This window comes from Shewanella algidipiscicola, from assembly GCF_900380485.1.
In the GTDB taxonomy this organism is placed as follows: domain Bacteria; phylum Pseudomonadota; class Gammaproteobacteria; order Enterobacterales; family Shewanellaceae; genus Shewanella; species Shewanella algidipiscicola.
The window spans coordinates 132923-152711 of the sequence record NZ_OXJV01000019.1 but is presented as its reverse complement, the minus strand read 5'-3'; the positions used below and the strand labels follow the sequence as shown (position 1 = coordinate 152711).

General features: G+C 50.3%; 6 protein-coding genes. 5 read left to right on the top strand and 1 reads right to left on the bottom strand.

Translation table 11 applies throughout. The annotated features are described in order from the left end of the window. Window positions 1-114: 114 nt before the first annotated feature. Entirely contained in the window at window positions 115-2163 is a 2049-nt protein-coding gene (gene fusA / locus DN599_RS15970; RefSeq protein ID WP_110458586.1) for an elongation factor G, read from the bottom strand. Window positions 2164-2591: 428 nt separating this feature from the next. On the opposite strand from fusA, the gene DN599_RS15965 reads away from it, so the two are divergent. The 5 genes from DN599_RS15965 to DN599_RS15940 all read left to right on the top strand — a co-directional run bounded on the left by DN599_RS15965 (window position 2592) and on the right by DN599_RS15940 (window position 19719). Continuing rightward, window positions 2592-2891 (top strand): hypothetical protein, encoded by a 300-nt coding sequence (locus DN599_RS15965; protein ID WP_162599229.1) that lies wholly within the window; start codon window positions 2592-2594, stop codon window positions 2889-2891. A gap of 712 nt (window positions 2892-3603) precedes the next feature. Then, window positions 3604-4464 carry a helix-turn-helix domain-containing protein gene (locus DN599_RS15955; protein ID WP_110458584.1) on the top strand — a complete coding sequence of 287 codons (861 nt, stop codon included), beginning with the start codon at window positions 3604-3606 and terminating at the stop codon, window positions 4462-4464. After that, window positions 4464-11636, top strand: coding sequence for a type I polyketide synthase (locus DN599_RS15950; RefSeq protein ID WP_110458583.1), 7173 nt, complete (start codon window positions 4464-4466; stop codon window positions 11634-11636). Before DN599_RS15955 ends, DN599_RS15950 begins: the two co-directional genes overlap by 1 nt. Continuing rightward, window positions 11636-13852 carry a PfaB family protein gene (locus DN599_RS15945; RefSeq protein WP_110458582.1) on the top strand — a complete coding sequence of 739 codons (2217 nt, stop codon included), beginning with the start codon at window positions 11636-11638 and terminating at the stop codon, window positions 13850-13852. Before DN599_RS15950 ends, DN599_RS15945 begins: the two co-directional genes overlap by 1 nt. Next, window positions 13852-19719 (top strand): beta-ketoacyl synthase N-terminal-like domain-containing protein, encoded by a 5868-nt coding sequence (locus DN599_RS15940; protein ID WP_110458581.1) that lies wholly within the window; start codon window positions 13852-13854, stop codon window positions 19717-19719. Before DN599_RS15945 ends, DN599_RS15940 begins: the two co-directional genes overlap by 1 nt. The last annotated feature ends 70 nt before the right edge of the window (window positions 19720-19789 follow it).

The following is a 19789-nucleotide window of genomic DNA, read 5'->3' as shown; positions in this document are numbered from 1 at the left end:
CATTATAACGCCTTATTTTAATCGACCTCTTTTATAACCGTCTTTTATAACCCAAGGTAAAAAAACCGTGACTCAAAAAGGTTTGACCCTCTGCGTGATGAGAGCATTAGTTAACTAATCACGCTTGGCGCTAGCCACCAGTTCCCGCTGCACATGCTCTGGCACCACATCATAACGACTAAAGCTTATCGAAAACTGTCCATCCCCCCCCGTGAGTGATTTAAGCCGAGTGGAATAATCATCCACCGTTGCCAGTGGCGCTTCGACCGCCACCTCTACCCTATTGTTATCGAGTGCTTGCGTGCCGCAAATGATACCGCGATTGGCACTGATATCACCTGTGATATCGCCGACATGCTCTTGTGCTACTTGCACTTTCATCTCAACTATCGGCTCTAAAATGACCGGGCTGGCAGCTTGCACCGCTTCAATAAAGGCTTTTTTACCGGCCATCACAAAGGCGATCTCTTTCGAGTCGACACTATGGTGCTTGCCATCGAGCAGCGACACGCGCACATCTTGCATCGGGTAACCCGCCAAGGTGCCACAGTTCATCGCCTCTTTTACCCCTTTTTCTACCGCCGGAATGTATTGGCTAGGCACGGCGCCGCCCACCACTTTGCTGACAAATTCAAATCCAGCACCACGGGGTAAGGGCTCAATAGCCAGCATCACTTCACCAAATTGGCCCGAACCACCCGACTGCTTTTTATGGCGATAACGCGCCTGCGCTGTGGATATAATGGTTTCACGATAGGCAACCGCAGGCACATCGGTATCCATGTCGACATTAAACAACTCGTGGGCTTTTTCCAGCGCAATGTGCAGGTGTAAATCGCCTTGGCCTTGTAATATGGTCTGGCCTTCAGCCTCATTTTTAGCGATATGTAGGCTAGGATCTTCCACCATTAATTTATTGAGCACTTCGGCAATTTTTTGCTCATCGCCACGACGCTTAGCGGACACCGCTAGGCCAAAGATAGGCTCTGGCAGATCAAGCTCTGGCATACGAAATTCATCTTCATCATGACTGTCGTGTAATACCGCCCCTACCGTCAATTCATCGATTTTAGACACGGCGCAGATATCCCCAGGAATGGCCGAAGTCACCGCTATCTGTTTATCCCCTTGTAGTTTAAATAAATTATTTACTTTGAAAGGTTTACGTTCATCGCCAACAAAGAGTTTCATGCCTAAATGCACTGTGCCTTGGTGCACTCTAAAAATCCCCATGCGGCCAAAAAAGGGATCTATGGTGACGCGAAACACCTGCGCCAGAACGTGAGCATCGGCAGAGGGAATCACCTCCACCCGCACGGCCTTCTCGCCTGCACCTTTAATAAACTGCTGCCGGTTGCCCTCTAACGGATTGGGGCATAACTTAATGATCAGTTCAAGCAGCGCGGCAATCCCCACTTCGGTTTCGGCACTGGTAAAACAGATGGGCACTAAATGCCCCCGTCGTAATGCCGCCTCTAACGGCGCATGCAGCTGCTCGGGGGTTAACGTCTCTCCCTGCTCTAAATAAAGGGCCATTAACTCATCATCTTCTTCCAATACCGTATCGATCAGCTCATCACGGGCGCTGACAACATCATGAAATAGCGCCTCTCCTTGCAGCTGTGGTTCGGGGTGCAGATAACAGTCAATCACGTCATCGAGGCGCACATTAGGTAAATTAACAGGCAGGCAACGAGGGCCCAAGTTGGTTTGAATATCGTCTAACAAGGTGGCAAGTTTGTCGCCATTACCATCGATATGATTGATGGCGATGAGTACCACCTTACCTTGAGCCCTTGCGGCTTCGAAAGCCCGCTGAGTGATGGTTTCAATCCCAGTGGTGGCGTTAATGACTAAAAGCACTGTCTCGACACCCGGCAGCGGCAATAGTGTTCGACCAAAAAAGTCGGGTAAACCTGGGGTGTCGATAAAGTTGATGTGATGATTGTCGATGTCGAGATAGAGAAAGGAGGGTTCGAGGCTGTGGCGATGATCTTTTTCTTGGGCAGTGAAATCGGCATGATTTGTGCCCTTATCCACCCTGCCTTTTTGGGGAAATGCCTTACCCTCAAACAGCAATGCCTCTAACAGTGATGACTTACCTGCCCCAGAGTGTCCAAGTACTGCCAAATTACGGATCTGTTCAGTCATGAACTCAGCCATACCGGCCTCCTTATTTTAATGTAATTCAACGAGATAGCAGCATTTTAATGTAGTGATATTTCGAACAAGATAACTATTACCTCTGTAACCAAAAAGCATTAGCTGTTATCGATTTGATACTAAGCAGTATAGGCTCGTAAAGACCATTGACTATTGATCAAGATCACGGATTAGCTCACTGGCCAAATGGTTTCCAGTTTGTTACAACAATGATGCAAACACATCTCCCCCTCCTTTTATAAACATCAATAACACTGACTCTTCGGCTACTGGGGTGGACATTTAACGCTCTCTTTTGGGTTGTCAAATCGATAAAAAAATGTAAACGTCAACATTTGAAAGATGTCATCATTGTACAAACTGAAGAGTTTTGCATGATGTTAGCGACACTATACGAATAAAATGGAAGATGAACTAAGGAGAAACTTGTGTCTATAAAATCAATGGGGATTGCTAAATCGATGGGACTGATAATCTCAATTCTCGTAACTACGGCTTGCAGTACTACTGACAATAAACCGATGACAGCAGAGCAAGCGGCATTGAAAGCAAAAAATCAACAACAACTTGCTGATGCGGGATATGAATGTCGAAGTGAAAAAGTCACTGGTTCGAGTATCAAAAAACGGATCTGTGATACGCGTCAGCAACGTGAAGAAAGACAGAACTCAGATAGAGATGCCATTAACGACCTTATCCGCCAAACACCAGCACCAAAAAGTAATTAATCTCGGGCACCTGTTAACACTAGAGCGGGTTGACTAACACTCAATCGTCAAGTCTCAGGCCTAACCAAAGATATAAAACGATATCAGGGTAAAGATAGCTAGGGCCTGTTGATCTTTCAAGGTTGTTTTTGCAGCGAATTGCTGGGTATTTATACAAGGCAGAAGCTTTGTAGTGTAGTTATTCTACATAAAAAGCTGAGAACGCAGTAAAAATACCCAACAAACGCTGCCCGAAGGGTTCGGCTAAAAACGTTTTACTCTTTGTTAAGTGAATTTTGCTTAGATGACTAGGCTGCAATCCACTCGCCTCGATTAAAACGTTTTTGTCTAGAACAAAATTCAACCAACAAAGATCAACAGGCCCTAGATATTATCTTTACCCTTATAACGTCTATCCTTTTCAATACCTAATTTTTCACGATACTCACTCGCGGCTTATCGCCTTAAATAATGCCCTCTAAATAACGAGCAAATAAACTTTCAGTTACCCCATCGACTTTGTTATAGCGCACAACTGTACGCTAAAGATAATATCAGCAGCCAGTTTTAAGTCCCAGGTGATTGTATTGACCCTAAACCTACTGTAGTCTGCTGGGCAAATAGCTATAAATCACTGCGATATTGCTTTTGTACCGAATGAGCCTGCAGCTCACAAGGCTCCATATACAGCGCCAATGTCCCAGTAGATTATTCATGGAAACTTGCAATACCTATGGTTGAGCCTCTGAGCGCTAATGCGTATGTAAATAGTGATAAGCCGGATGACTGTACGCAAGATGTCACTGAATTGAGGCATAAAAATGCCACTACGACGCCTGAGATGCGTCGATTTATTCAAGAGTCCGACCTCCCCGTCAGCCAACTGGCAAAGGTCCTTAACATCAGCGAAGCCACCGTACGCAAGTGGCGTAAACGCGACTCTGTCAATAATACGCCTAATACGCCTCATCATCTCAATACCACCTTAACGCCGATGCAAGAATATGTGGTCGTTGGGCTGCGCTACCAATTAAAAATGCCACTCGACCGGTTATTAGAGGTGACGCAGCAGTTTATTAACCCAAATGTATCACGCTCAGGGCTGGCGCGCTGCCTCAAGCGTTATGGCGTTTCCCGTGTTAGTGATATTGAAAGCCCCAATGTGCCCGAACGTTACTTTAACCAGTTGCCGATAGCCCAAGATAGCCACATTGCAACCTATACCCTCAACCCCGAAACATTAGCCAATACCTTGGCGCTGCCCAAGGCCGATGGCGACACTGTGGTGCAAGTGGCATCATTGACCATTCCACCACAATTAACTGATTCCACTCCAAGCTCAGTGCTATTGGGCATAGATCCGCACAGTGACTGGATCTATCTAGACCTATATCAAGATGGCAATACCCAAGCCACCAGACGCTACATCGCCCATGTATTACAGCATGGGCCGTTTCATTTACGTAAGTTATTGGTACGAAACTACCACACCTTTTTACAGCGATTTCCTGGTGCAACAATGACACATATTGCACCAGTCGCTAACACTCACAACAAGACGCCTGACATTCAGGCAGCCACTGGAGACTCATAATGAGCCAGACCGATAAGCCTAATGTTAAACAAGACGCCGAGCAGCGTGACTCACGCCTCAATAAGCGCCTTAAAGATATGCCTATCGCCATAGTAGGCATGGCCAGTATCTTTGCCAACTCGCGCTACCTGAACAAGTTTTGGGACTTAATTAGCGAGAAGATCGACGCCATTACCGAGGTGCCAGACACCCACTGGAACAGCGAGGATTACTATGATGCCGATAAAACCAAAGCCGACAAGAGCTACTGCAAACGCGGTGGTTTTATGCCCGAAGTCAACTTTAACCCCATGGAGTTTGGGCTGCCGCCCAATATCTTAGAATTAACTGATACATCGCAGTTATTGTCGCTCATCGTCGCCAAAGAAGTGTTGGCCGATGCCAATCTGCCGGCTGACTATGACCGTGACAAAATCGGTATCACCTTAGGCGTCGGTGGCGGTCAGAAGATCAGCCAAAGCCTTAACGCACGCCTGCAGTACCCTGTACTTAAAAAAGTATTCAAAAACAGCGGTATTAGCGATGCTGACAGCGAAATGCTGATCAAAAAGTTCCAAGATCAATACATACATTGGGAAGAAAACTCATTCCCAGGATCGTTAGGTAACGTCATTGCGGGTCGTATTGCCAACCGTTTCGACCTTGGCGGCATGAACTGTGTTGTCGACGCCGCCTGTGCAGGCTCGTTAGCTGCTATGCGTATGGCACTGAGTGAACTCGTCGAAGGCCGCTCAGAGATGATGATCACCGGTGGCGTGTGTACCGACAACTCACCCTCTATGTACATGAGCTTCTCGAAAACCCCTGCCTTTACCACCAATGAAACCATTCAGCCATTTGATATCGACTCAAAAGGGATGATGATTGGTGAAGGCATTGGCATGATAGCGCTTAAGCGTCTTGAGGATGCCGAGCGCGATGGCGATCGTATCTATTCTGTCATTAAAGGTATCGGCTCATCATCAGATGGTAAGTTTAAATCTATCTATGCGCCGCGCCCTGAAGGTCAAGCTAAAGCCCTAAAACGCGCTTATGATGACGCAGGCTTTGCGCCGCACACCCTAGGCCTTATCGAAGCGCACGGTACGGGTACTGCCGCCGGTGATGCAGCTGAATTTAGGGGCTTAAGCTCTGTCTTTGCAGAAGGAAGCGACAGCAAACAACATATCGCGCTGGGTTCGGTGAAATCGCAAATTGGTCACACCAAATCAACCGCAGGGACGGCTGGGTTGATCAAGGCCGCGTTAGCGCTGCACCACAAGGTGTTGCCAGCCACCATTAACGTCAGCGAGCCCAATCCAAAACTGGATATCGAAAACTCACCGTTTTACTTAAACACTGAAACTCGCCCATGGCTGCCACGCCCCGATGGCACGCCGCGCCGCGCCGGTATCAGTTCATTTGGTTTCGGTGGCACCAACTTCCACTTCGTACTGGAAGAGTACAACAGCGAGCATGCACGTACCGATAGCAAGCTGACCCAGTACCGTCAGCGCAGCGTTGCTCAAAGCCTGCTCTTTACTGGCGCGAATAATGCGGAGTTAATCGCAAGCCTCAATAGCGCTCTGAACGCCGCCAACAATGGCACTCGCCTAACCGACATCGCCAGCGGTTATGGTCTACGTAAACTTGAGGCTAATGCCCCGCGCCTAGGCTTGGTTGCTAGCAGCAATGAGGAACTCATCAAGCTGATTAACCAAGCGCTAACCAAGCTGCAATCTAGTGACGAGGCTAACTGGTCGCTACCAGGTGGTATCCATTACCGCGCAGCGGCGATGAACAATGGCAAAGTGGCCGCGCTCTTTGCGGGCCAAGGCTCACAATACCTTAATATGGGACGTGAACTTGCTTGCCATTTCCCAGAGATGCGCCAGCAATTTGTGCTTGCAGATAAGGTATTTGACGCCAACAACAAGACGCCATTGTCTCAGGTGGTTTACCCAATCCCAGTATTTAACAGTGCTGCTCAACAAGCCCAAGCCGCGCTACTGACCAACACCGCTAACGCGCAAAGTGCGATTGGTGCCATCTCAATGGGTCAATACGCGCTACTGACCGCAGCAGGTTTTGAAGCCGACATGGTCGCCGGCCACAGCTTTGGTGAACTCAGCGCGCTGTGTGCGGCTGGGGTTATCAGCAGTGACGATTACTACAAGCTCACCTTTGCCCGTGGCGATGCCATGGCAACGAAACTCGATGACGGTGTCGACTCTGGCGCTATGTACGCCATTATCACCACAACGGCAAGTGACCTTGAATTACTTGAAACCACCATCGCTCAATTTGATGGCGTAAAAGTAGCAAACTACAACGCGCCGACTCAGCTGGTGATCGCAGGCCCTACCGACACCACTTCAGAGGCCGCAAAGGCGTTAAGTGACCTCGGCTTTAAAGCGATTTCACTGCCGGTTTCAGGCGCGTTCCATACGCCACTGGTTGGCCATGCTCAAGCTCCGTTTGCTCAGGCTATCGATGCGGCGAAGTTCACTAAGCCGCAGCGCCCTATCTATTCGAACGCCACCGGTCAGCTGTATAACTCGGCCGCTAAGACCATTAAGAGCGAGTTTAAGCAACACATGTTGCAATCGGTTCGTTTTAGCGAGCAGTTACAAGCCATGTATGATGCCGGGGCCCGCGTATTTGTTGAGTTTGGTCCGAAGAACATCTTACAAAAGCTGGTTGAAAATACCCTTAGCGACAAGATGAGCGAACTGTGCACCGTCAGCATCAACCCAAATCCAAAGGGCGATAGCGATCTGCAACTGCGTCAAGCGGCAATGCAGCTTGCTGTCAACGGCATTGCACTAGCAAACCTCGACCCTTATGCGGCGCCAATTGCGGCCGAAGAACAGCCATCGCCAATGAACATTACGCTAACGGCCAGCAACCATATTAGCCCGGCAACTCAGGCGAAAATGGCAGCATCATTACACACTGGCACTATCTCTGCCGAAACAATCATTAAGGAAAAAGTGGTTGAAGTAGAGAAGCTTGTCGAAGTTGAAAAAATTGTAGAAGTAGAGAAGATTGTGGAAAAAGTCGTACATGTGAATAGCGCGCCGCAAGCAGGCGAAGTCCAAAACCCTCAAGCACATAGCCCATCAGCGTCAGCTAACTCTGCGCCCGCCAGTCATGATGCTTTAGCACAATTCTTTGCCGCTCAGCAACAAACGGCGCAGCTACATCAACAGTTTTTAGCGATCCCTCAGCAATACGGTGAGACCTTTAACGCCTTGATGACGGCTCAAGCGCAGATGGCCGCCGCAGGTGTGGAGATCCCAGCCAGCTTGCAACGCTCCATGGAGCAGTTCCACCAACATCAGGCGCAAACGCTGCAAAGCCATACGCAGTTCCTTAAGTTACAAGCGAATAGCAATACTGGCGCTCTGAACTTATTAAACCCAAGTGTTCAAACAAGACCTCATGACGCAGCGACTCACGCGCCAGAAATGCGCCGTTTGGCTACTAATGCTCCAACACCAAATGCAATACAAACACCAACAACAGTGACGCCGCCAGCCCAAAGCACGCAGGCCCCGAATGTTAACGCGCCTGTTGCTATCCCGACCCCCGTTGTCGTGCCCGCCATCGAACCTGTTATCACGCCAGACATCGTCCCAGCCGCGCCCGCAGCAACACCGGGGTTAAGCAACCAGCAGGTACAAGACACCATGATGAGTGTGGTGGCCGAAAAAACCGGTTACCCGACAGAGATGCTTGAACTGAGCATGGATATGGAAGCCGACTTAGGCATCGACTCTATCAAGCGCGTGGAAATTTTAGGCACAGTGCAAGATGAGCTACCGGGTTTGCCAGAGCTGAGCCCTGAAGACTTAGCCGAGTGTCGCACCTTAGGTGAAATTGTTAGCTACATGAACAGTAAGCTACCAGCCACAGGCAGCGCGCCAGTGGCTGCAAACGCACCAGTCGCTAACACAGCGACTCAAAGCGGTCTGACTAACGCGCAAGTGCAGAGCACCATGATGAGTGTGGTGGCCGAAAAAACCGGTTACCCCACTGAGATGCTTGAACTGAGCATGGATATGGAAGCCGACTTAGGCATCGACTCTATCAAGCGCGTGGAAATTTTAGGCACAGTGCAAGATGAGCTACCGGGTTTGCCAGAGCTGAGCCCAGAAGACTTAGCCGAGTGTCGCACCTTAGGTGAAATTGTTAGCTACATGAACAGNAAGCTNCCAGCCACTGGCAGCGCGCCAGTGGCCGCAAACGCACCAGTCGCTAACACAGCGACTCAAAGCGGTCTGACTAACGCGCAAGTGCAGAGCACCATGATGAGTGTGGTGGCCGAGAAAACCGGTTACCCAACAGAGATGCTCGCCCTCGAGATGGATATGGAAGCCGACTTAGGCATCGACTCTATCAAGCGCGTGGAGATTTTAGGCACAGTGCAAGATGAGCTACCGGGTCTGCCTGAGCTAAATCCTGAAGACTTGGCCGAGTGTCGCACCTTAGGTGAAATCGTTAACTATATGAACAGCAAGCTACCCGCTGAAGGCTCTATGAACAGCAAACTCGGCGCTGCATCGTCAGCCGCTGCGCCTGTAATGTCAGAGCCCTTAAATGACAAGCCTGCTGCGATCTCAAGTGAGCCCAGTGTTGAACTGCCACCTCATAGCGAGGTAGCGCTAAAAAAGCTTGATGCGGCGGAGTTAGTTAATAACTGTTTCGCCGCTAACACCAACATTGTGCTCAAGGATGATGGTCACAATGCGGGTGTACTCGCCGAGAAACTGGTTAAACAGGGCTTACGAGTTGCCGTTGTGCGTTTACCAAAAGGTCAACCACAGTCACCGCTAAACAGTGATATCAAAAGCTTTCAAGCTAACAGTGCCGATGAAACTGGCATCGCAGCCGTGATCAAGCAGATTGAACAGCAGCTAGGCGTTATCGGTGGCTTTATTCACTTGCAGCCGCAACAGGCGCAAGTAGCGAATAATAACGGCGTGCAACTTAGCGACGACAGTTTCAATCACTTGAGCCAAGCCTTCCTGTGGGCCAAACTGTTGCAACCAAAATTAACCCAGGACACAGGCGCGCGACGTGCGTTCATCACAGTGAGTCGCATCGACGGTGGCTTCGGTTATTTAGACGCTGAGCAGTTAAAAACCGCAGAGCTTAACCAAGCCGCACTGGCTGGGCTCACCAAGACCTTAAGCCACGAGTGGCCAAGCGTATTTTGCCGTGCATTAGATATCGCACCAGCACTGGACGCTAGCAGCTTAAGTGATGCCATCGCCAACGAGCTGTTTGATAGCAATGCAAGATTGAACGAAGTGGGGTTAAGCCTGAATGAGCAAGGTCAACTGCAGCGCACAGCCTTAATTGCAGGCGATGCGAGCGTAAAAACAGCAAAAAGCGACCTAAACAGCGCAGATAAAATACTGGTGACCGGGGGAGCAAAAGGCGTGACCTTTGAGTGTGCCCTAGCCCTAGCTAAGCGTTGTCAGTCGCACTTTATCTTAGCCGGTCGTAGCCAACATGTGAGCCTCAATAATCTGCCAAGCTGGGCACAAGGTAAAGCTGCAAGCGAGCTCAAATCAGCGGCCATTGCCCACATCATTGCCTCGGGTGAGAAACCAACGCCTAAGCAAGTGGATGCACTCGTGTGGCCAGTGCAGAGCAGCCTAGAGATCAATGCGGCACTGGATGCGTTTAACGCGGTAGGCGCTAGCGCAGAATACATCTGTATGGATGTTAGCAATGCTGATTCGGTAAATGGTGCGCTGAGCGCCATGACCCAAATAACGCCAATCACGGGTCTTATCCATGGCGCTGGCGTCTTGGCTGACAAACATATTCAAGACAAAACCTTAGATGAACTGGCACGGGTTTATGGCACCAAGGTCAACGGCCTCAAGGCGCTACTTTCTGTCATCGATACCTGCCAGTTAAAACTGGTTGCCATGTTCTCATCGGCAGCGGGTTTCTATGGCAATACCGGCCAAAGCGACTACGCCATGTCGAACGACATTTTGAACAAGGCGGCACTGCAGCTCTCAGCTAAGCACCCTAACGCTAAAGTGATGAGCTTTAACTGGGGACCTTGGGATGGTGGTATGGTTAATCCAGCGCTGAAAAAGATGTTTACTGACCGAGGCGTGTATGTGATCCCACTGCAAGCTGGCGCTGAGCTATTTGCGACCCAACTGCTAAAAGAGAGTGGCGTACAACTGCTCGTTGGCACCGATATGCAAGGCAACAGCAAAAGTGACACAACCGCTAAGGAAGCGACAGTAAAAAAGCCTAATGCGGGTGAGGTGCAACCTGCACAGCGCCCGCAGCGTGACGTCACAACATTGACTGAAGTGACACTTAAGCGAGTGCTAAAGCCTGATGCATTGACCTTTGTTCAAGATCACCGCATTGGTGGCAATCCCGTATTGCCAACGGTCTGTGCTATCCAATGGATGCGTGAAGCGGCGCTTGAACAGTATGGGCTAACGCTCATGGTGCAAGACTATAAGTTGCTCAAAGGCATAGTGTTCGATTCAAGTGATAGTCAAACCTTAATGATGAGCTTAACCCCGCAATATGAAGCGGGTGCACTCAAAGGCATTAAGGCGTTGATCAGCTGTGAAGGGCGGCCTCAGTACCAAGCACGCTTGGTAAAAATAGGCAACATGCAACATAGCACTAAGCAGTTTGATCAGCTCAGCCAAGTCACGCCAGTGACCGACAAAGCTGCGCTTTACACTGACGGTACCCTGTTCCATGGCCCGCGTTTACAAGGGCTAGATAAGGTACTGCGCTTTAGTGAGCAAGGCTTAGTGGTGAGCTGCAAGCTCCCTACTGTCGACCAACAAGATTGTGGCGATTTCGCCCCAAATTTGGTCGCTAAAGGATGTCAGCCATTTGCGGAAGATCTGTTACTGCAAGCGATGCTAGTGTGGGCAAGGTTAACCTATGGCGCGGCCAGCCTACCCTCGACCATTGGCGAGTTCGTCAGTGCATTGCCGATGGGCTTTGGCGACCAAGGTTATATCGAGCTCACCGTGGTTAAAACCAGTGGTCGACAGCTCGTCGCCGATGTGGCGCTGTATCATCAAAATGGTGAACTCAGCTGCGCGATGAGATCAGCCAAAGTGACCATTAGCAAAAACCTGAACAGTGCCTTTGTTGCCGATCAACACATTAAAGAGGATCATGCATAGTGACACTCAATAATGGGGCACTCGATAATGGCACACTCAATAATGGGAGCGTAACCCAAAGTGATAGTGAGCTAAACCAAGATGAGGCGACGCCACTGCGCGTCGCCGCGCTCGTGCTTAATAAAGGTGATGCATCGCTCAATGGGCTAAGTGATGAGTTAGCTAATGACTCACCACTAGTGATTGAACTAGCCCAGTTCACAACAGATCTTGAGATGGCACTCAATCTTGTGGCCGCAGGCGAAGTCGTCACCATTGAATCGAAACAAAGCACCTTGTTATTAATGCCCGCGCTCATGGCCGCCCAACGTAAGTTGCATCCGCACGCGTACCTCGCAGGGATGCAATACGACCAAACGGCTCAAGGCGCATCGGTTAAAGCCCTAGGGCAAGCAAAGCGCGATTTGGCAAAGGTTAACTGTCAGCGCAGCCTCTTTATTGATAGTGAGCAAAGGCATCGGCAGCTCGATAACAGCCAAGTGGCATTTGACTCACTTTGCCAACTGATTAACGATATTGCCCAGCGCACCATCACCCGTGACGATAACTCCCGCCATTACTGGTTTACAGAGCGTTATCAAGCACGGGTTGCCACATTAAATCTGCAGCTTAAACCTGAAAATGAGCCAATGAGCCATGTCGCCATGGTACTCACCCAAGGTACGGGACGATTAAAGGCGAGCTCCTTACTTAAGGCAGAGCGCTTATTCTGCTTACTCTCTGGTACCAGTGAAGCCGAGTTAAGCCAAGGCCTATGGGCGCTTGCGGCTAAGCTAGATAACATTAAGATGATGGCTGATGACTCAAAAATCAGCTCAGCTTTGCTGGCGTTAATGCAGCAAAATTTACATGAGTTTAAGCTAAGCACCAGCCCACGTTTTGCACTGACACTGCAAGCAAGCAACATCGAATCGCTAGCACAAGAGATAGTCTCGATGAGTGATGCGCTAAGCCGTGTGTTTAAAGAAAAGGGGCAATATAAAACCCCAGCCGGCAGCTATTTTACCGCGGCGCCCCTTGGACAATCGCATCTGGCCTTTGTTTATCCCGGTGTTGGCACTGTCTATCACGACATGCTCAGCGAACTGCATCACTATTTCCCAGCGCTATTTGCCCGCTTGGAGCAGCAAGGCGATCTTAAAGCCATGCTGCAGGCTGATGCGATCTATCATAGTGACAAACAGGTGGCGGAGCAGATGTCACTGGGCGATATGGCGATTGCTGGCGTCGGGGCGAGTTATCTGCTAAGCAAACTATTGATGGATGAGTTTGATGTTAAGCCACAATATGCCCTAGGTTACTCCATGGGAGAAGCCTCCATGTGGGCTAGCCTCGATGTATGGCAACAGCCTCATCTGTTAATCGATAAAACCAAAAGCGATCCACTATTTACCTCTGTAATATCGGGTGATCTCACCGCGGTGCGTCAAGCATGGCAACTTCCCCTTGATGAGGCGATTGAGTGGAACAGCTTTCTGGTGCGCAGTGCGCCTGAGCCGATAACCGCGCTGCTCGACCGTTACCCTAGGGTTTACTTGGCCATTACCCAAGGTGATACCTGCGTGATTGCGGGCTGTCAGCATAGCTGCCAAGAGCTACTTAAGGAGCTAGGTAAACGTGGTATTGCCGCCAATCGTGTCACTGCGATGCACACGACACCGGCACTCAGTCAGCATGACAATGTGATCGCTTTTTATGAGCAAAATATCATGGCTGAAGCGGTTAATCACCCAGTGACATTTATCAGCGCCGCCGATACTGGCAAAGGGATAGACAGAGGCGTTGGCGATCAGCAGGGGCAGTTGAGTCCAAAGCTTATTGCGACATCGATTGCCGATACCTTCTGCCATAGCTTAGATTTTACCGCCCTCGTCCAGAGCGCTACGCGCCAAGGTGCACGGCTCTTTGTCGAGGTTGGTGCCGATCGGCAAAACTGCACGCTAATCGACAAAATATTAAAAAACAGCGATAGAGAGCAACTGCTCGATAATCGCTTATCCTCCTCGGCAAACCATACATCTCAATGCTGCACCGTACCGCTAAACGCCAAAGGGAGTAGCGATATCGCGACTCTACTTAAGGCGATCGGACAGTTGATCAGCCATCGTGTCCCCGTCAGCCTAACGGTGCTGCAACTGGGACTCAAGCGTCAATTAGCACTGCATCAGCAGCTAAACGGCAATGACGCCAATACCTTATCAAGAGGGGAAGCTTAATGCCTTCAAACGAAGTGCCTTCTCAAATGTCTGCGCCAACACCTAAAAGAGCGACTAAGATCGCTATCGTCGGACTGGCCACACTGTATCCCGATGCCAAGACGCCAGATCAATTTTGGCAAAACTTGCTCGATAAACGTGACTCAAGAACCATTCTCAGCAATGAGAAACTGGGCGCTAACAGCGCCGGCTACCAAGGCGTTCAGGGGCAATCTGACCGATTTTATTGCGATAAAGGCGGCTATATCGAAGACTTTAGTTTCGATACCACAGGCTACCAACTGCCTAGCGAACAACTAAATGGCTTAGACGATAGTTTCAAATGGGCGCTCGATACCAGCCGCAAAGCGCTGCTCGATGCTGGCGTAGCGTTAGACTCGGCTATTCTTTCGCGTACAGGCATTATCATGGGGACGCTCTCCTTCCCCACGGCTAAATCGAACGAGCTGTTTCTGCCGCTGTACCACAATGTGGTCGAAAAGGCGCTGCAAACCAAGTTGGATAGCCGCGATTTTCGCTTGCAGCCCTTTAACGCACAGACCCAACACAGCTCATCAATCGATTGTGCCAACGGCGCTATTGCCCACAACGCCTCTAAGGTTGTGGCCGATGCGCTGGGGCTCGGTCGCGTGCAACTCAGCCTAGATGCGGCCTGCGCCAGCTCAGTCTACTCGCTAAAATTGGCCTGTGATTACTTAGCCACGGGCAAAGCCGATTTAATGCTGGCAGGCGCCGTATCGGGCGCCGATCCCTTCTTTATCAATATGGGCTTCTCCATTTTCCATGCCTACCCAGATCATGGGTTTTCAGCCCCCTTTGATAAAAACAGTAAAGGCTTGTTCGCCGGTGAAGGCGCTGGCGTACTCGCGCTCAAACGACTCGACGATGCCGAGCGTGATGGCGACAAAATTTACGCCGTGGTTAGCGGCATAGGCCTGTCTAACGATGGTAAAGGCCAGTTTGTCTTAAGCCCCAACAGCAAAGGGCAAGTTAAGGCCTTTGAACGCGCTTACCGTGACAGCAATATTGAGCCAGAAAACATCGAAGTCATCGAATGTCATGCCACCGGCACACCACTGGGCGATAAGGTTGAACTCGCCTCGATGGAGCAGTTTTTTGCCCCAAGGCTTAACGGCTCGGCCGTACCTATGATTGGCTCGGCAAAATCTAACTTAGGCCACCTACTCACGGCTGCTGGCATGCCCGGGATCATGAAGATGATCTTTGCCATGCGCCAAGGTGTATTACCACCCAGTATCAATATCAGTGAAGCAATCGGCTCGCCAAATGGTCTGTTTGGCTCTCATACTTTGCCAAATCAAGTCACCCCTTGGCCGGTAAAAGCCAATAATCAAACCCGCCTTGCTGGCGTGTCGGTATTTGGTTTTGGTGGTTGTAATGCTCACCTGTTATTAGAGTCTTACGTGCCTTCGCCTCAAGCGGCAACTCAGGCTGCAGACATAACCCCAAGTCAAACACAGATCTGTAGCAATGGCTCCAGCCCCCAATTTGCCATCAGCGGTATCGCCGCTCACTTTGGCCCATTAAGCACCATCAATGCACTTAATGACTGTGTTACCCAAGGTAAAAACGCCTTTATCGAGCTCCCCACCAAGCGCTGGAAGGGGTTAGATAAACACCCCGAGCAACTGGCTAAGCTTGGGTTACATGGAGTACCACAAGGGGCTTACGTCGACAGTTTTGAGCTGGACTTTTTACGCTTTAAACTGCCGCCGAATGAAGATGATCGCTTAATTTGTCAGCAACTGATGTTGATGAAAGTGACCGATGAAGCCATTCGCGACGCCAAGCTAAAACCCGGTCAAAAAGTGGCGGTGTTAGTGGCGATGGAGACAGAGCTCGAACTGCACCAGTTCCGCGGCCGCGTCAATCTGCATACTCAATTGAAACAGAGCCTAGATACCATGGGCGTGACACTCACAGACAGTGAATATCAGGCCCTTGAATCCATCGCCATGGATAGCGTCCTCGATGCCGCCAAGCTCAATCAATACACCAGTTTTATTGGCAACATCATGGCGTCGCGTATCGCTTCCCTGTGGGACTTTAACGGCCCAGCCTTCACCATCTCAGCCGGTGAGCAATCGGTGAGCCGCGCACTCGATGTGGCCGACAATATGATGGTGCAAGAACAGCTCGATGCCGTGGTAATTGCCGCGGTCGACCTCTCTGGCAGCATTGAGCAGGTGATGCTTAAAAATGCCATAGCGCCAATGGCTGCTACGCCAAACGACGCAGGTTGGAGACTGGCTGAAGGCGCGGGTGCTTTAGTACTCGAACCGCTTAATCAAGTCGACCAAAGCCAAGCCCGCCAAACCCAAGCTAGACAGAGTTATGCCACCATTGAGAGCTTAAACTTTGGCGCTACCAGCACGGTTAGCCGTATTATGGATGAGCTACTCACGCTCACCGGGACTCATGGCGAGCAGATAAGCTTAGTCGAGCAGAGCATAGCGCCAGGCAGCGCACTGACATCAAGCCAGTTGCAACAAGCTTTACCCTTAACCCATGCGCGTTTTGAGCAGGGTCAGCAGCAACTTGGCCACAGCTTTGCCGCTGCAGGCATGACCAGCCTTATCTATGGACTGTTGCGCCTCAATCAACAAGCTGCGCAAGGTTCAAGCCAACATGCTGTAATTGCGAACGTCAGTGAAAATCAGTGCGCCCTCACCCACCTCAGTCAAAGTGCTGCCCAGCACAGTGCCCTGACTCAGCGCTTGGCTCACACTTTAGGCACCCACGCTGAGCGCAGCTTAGTGAAACAGGTCAGTTTAGGTGGCCGCGATATCTATGCTCATATTGTCGACGCGCCACTGCCAGCGCTTGAGACCATTAAAGCCAAAGTGGCCACAGCGCATGGCGCGCCGGTAAGCGAAAATGCACCAGCACTGATCAGCTACTCACTGCCGCATAGTGAACCGTCAGCGAATAACCCCTCTTCTACCACAGCGCCATCATCGGCCCAGATTGCAGCAGCAATAGGTACCCAGAACATAATGACAAGCAAAACACCCAGCGCACTTGATGCGAGCCACTTAGACCTGCCTCAAGGTGAGTTAGCCGCATTTCAACATAATCAACAGCTCGCGCAGCAGGCCCACCTTGCCTTCCTTAAGAGCCGTGAAACCGGCCTAAAAGTGGCTGATCAACTGCTCAAGCAGCAGCTTGCGCAAGCCACAGGCACAGCGCCGACTCAGTCGCCAGCTCGGACTCAAGAGCCGTTTCAAGTACTGGCAGCGACGCCTCAAACTATGACTCAGGCACCCCTTAAGCCACAGCATGATAAAGTCGAGCCTTACCGCGCCCCTGTGCCAGCACACAAGCCATGCATTTGGGATTACCATGATCTGGTCGAGTATGCCGAAGGCGACATTGCCAAAGTATTTGGCCCAGAATATGCCCCTATCGATAACTATTCGCGCCGCGTTCGCCTACCGACCACCGACTATCTGTTGGTGTCGCGGGTAACGAAACTCGATGCCAAGGTCAATGAGTACAAACCAAGTTCAATGACCACTGAATATGACATCCCAGAGGATGCGCCTTACTTAGTCGATGGCCAAATCCCTTGGGCGGTTGCGGTTGAATCGGGTCAGTGCGATTTGATGTTGATCAGCTACTTAGGCATTGATTTTGAAAACAAAGGCGAGCGCGTCTACCGTCTACTCGACTGTACGCTCACCTTCTTAGGCGATCTGCCACGGGGCGGTGACACATTAAGATATGATATTAAGATCAACCACTACGCCCGTAACGGCGATACCCTGCTGTTCTTCTTCTCTTATGAATGTTTCGTTGGCGATACCATGATCCTCAAGATGGATGGGGGGTGTGCGGGTTTCTTTACCGATGCAGAGCTGGCAGACGGCAAAGGCGTCATTCGCACAGAAGATGAAATTAAGGCCCGTAATAGCGCAACTAAGCTACGCTTTAATCCGTTACTGGATTGCCCGCAGACTCAGTTCGATTACGCCGCGATCCATAAGCTATTATCGGCCGACATTGCAGGCTGTTTCGGCCCGTCACACGCAGGTCACCCTCAACCGTCACTGTGTTTTGCCTCTGAGAAGTTCTTGATGATCGAGCAAGTCAGCAAGGTCGACAGAACGGGCGGTGCATGGGGACTTGGGTTGATTGAAGGTCATAAGCAGCTGGAACCTAACCATTGGTACTTCCCCTGTCATTTTAAAGATGATCAGGTGATGGCGGGCTCCTTGATGGCCGAAGGCTGTGGTCAGTTGCTACAGTTCTATATGCTGCACTTAGGCATGCACACCCAGACGAAAAATGGTCGTTTCCAACCACTTGAAAGTGCCTCACAAAAGGTACGTTGCCGTGGTCAGGTTATTCCGCAGTCGGCCCAGCTTACCTATCGTATGGAAGTGACCGAGATTGGCTTCAGCCCGCGCCCTTATGCCAAAGCCAACATCGACATATTGCTTAATGGCAAAGTGGTGGTGGATTTCCAAAATCTCGGCGTGATGATCAAAGAGGAAGATGAGTGCACCCGCTATCACGCTCCATTGACGCTTAGCAACGCAGTGCAGGCTGACTCAGCAAGTGCTAAAAAGGGCTATCAAGGCGCGTCCATTAACGCCCCCTTGATGGCACAAGTGCCTGATTTGAGCGCCGCGCCTAACAAAGGCGTGATCCCGCTGTCCCATGTTGAGGCGCCTATCACACCCGATTATCCCAATCGTGTGCCCGATACCGTGCCGTTTACGCCGTACCACCTATTTGAATTTGCCACAGGCAATATTGAAAACTGCTTTGGCCCTGAGTTTTCAATTTATCGCGGAATGATCCCGCCACGTACCCCGTGCGGCGATCTGCAGTTAACCACCCGCGTGGTGGAAGTTAACGGTAAGCGCGGAGAATTTAAAAAGCCGTCAAGCTGTATTGCCGAGTATGAAGTGCCAACCGATGCGTGGTATTTCGATAAAAATAGCCACCATGCTGTCATGCCGTATTCGGTGCTGATGGAGATCTCTTTGCAGCCTAATGGCTTCATCTCGGGTTACATGGGCACCACATTGGGCTTCCCGGGGCTTGAGCTGTTTTTCCGTAACTTAGATGGTAGTGGCGAGCTACTGCGCGATGTCGACCTGCGCGGTAAAACCATAGTCAATGACTCGCGTCTGCTGTCAACGGTGATGGCAGGCACCAACATCATTCAAAGCTTTAGCTTTGAGCTGAGCACCGACGGCGAGCCCTTCTATCGCGGCACCGCAGTATTTGGCTACTTCAAAGGCGATGCGCTTAAAGATCAACTGGGCTTAGACAATGGCAAAGTCACTCAGCCTTGGCATGTGGCCAACGGCATTAGTGCCGATACCAAAGTAAATTTGTTAGATAAAGCAGGCCGCCACTTTAATGCGCCAGCCAACCAGCCTCACTATCGTCTTGCTGGCGGTCAGCTTAATTTTATCGATAGCGTCGAAATTGTCGATAACGGTGGCACCGAAGGTTTAGGCTATCTCTATGCTGAGCGCACTATCGATCCTAGCGACTGGTTCTTCCAGTTCCATTTCCACCAAGATCCTGTGATGCCGGGTTCCTTAGGCGTTGAAGCCATTATCGAAACCATGCAAACTTACGCCATCAGTAAAGATTTGGGCGCTGGATTTAAAAACCCTAAGTTTGGCCAGATTTTGTCAAACATTAAGTGGAAGTATCGCGGTCAGATCAACCCACTCAATAAGCAGATGTCGATGGATGTCAGTATTACCTCGATTAAAGATGAAGGTGGTAAGAAGGTGATCACGGGTAATGCAAGCCTAAGTAAAGACGGGCTGCGTATCTACGAAGTCACCGACATTGCTATCTGTATCGAAGAAGCCTTGTAAAAAATAGATCACTTGAGGTATTGGGATAGCTGCCAATACCTCAAGTTAGACAATCGAATAAAGCATAAAA

Bases quoted from the DNA above. Each gene is read 5' to 3' on its own strand.
- DN599_RS15955 (WP_110458584.1), top strand. From the start codon at position 3,604: ATGGTTGAGCCTCTGAGCGCTAATGCGTATGTAAATAGTGATAAGCCG.
- fusA (WP_110458586.1), bottom strand. From the start codon at position 2,163: ATGGCTGAGTTCATGACTGAACAGATCCGTAATTTGGCAGTACTTGGA.
- DN599_RS15940 (WP_110458581.1), top strand. From the start codon at position 13,852: ATGCCTTCAAACGAAGTGCCTTCTCAAATGTCTGCGCCAACACCTAAA.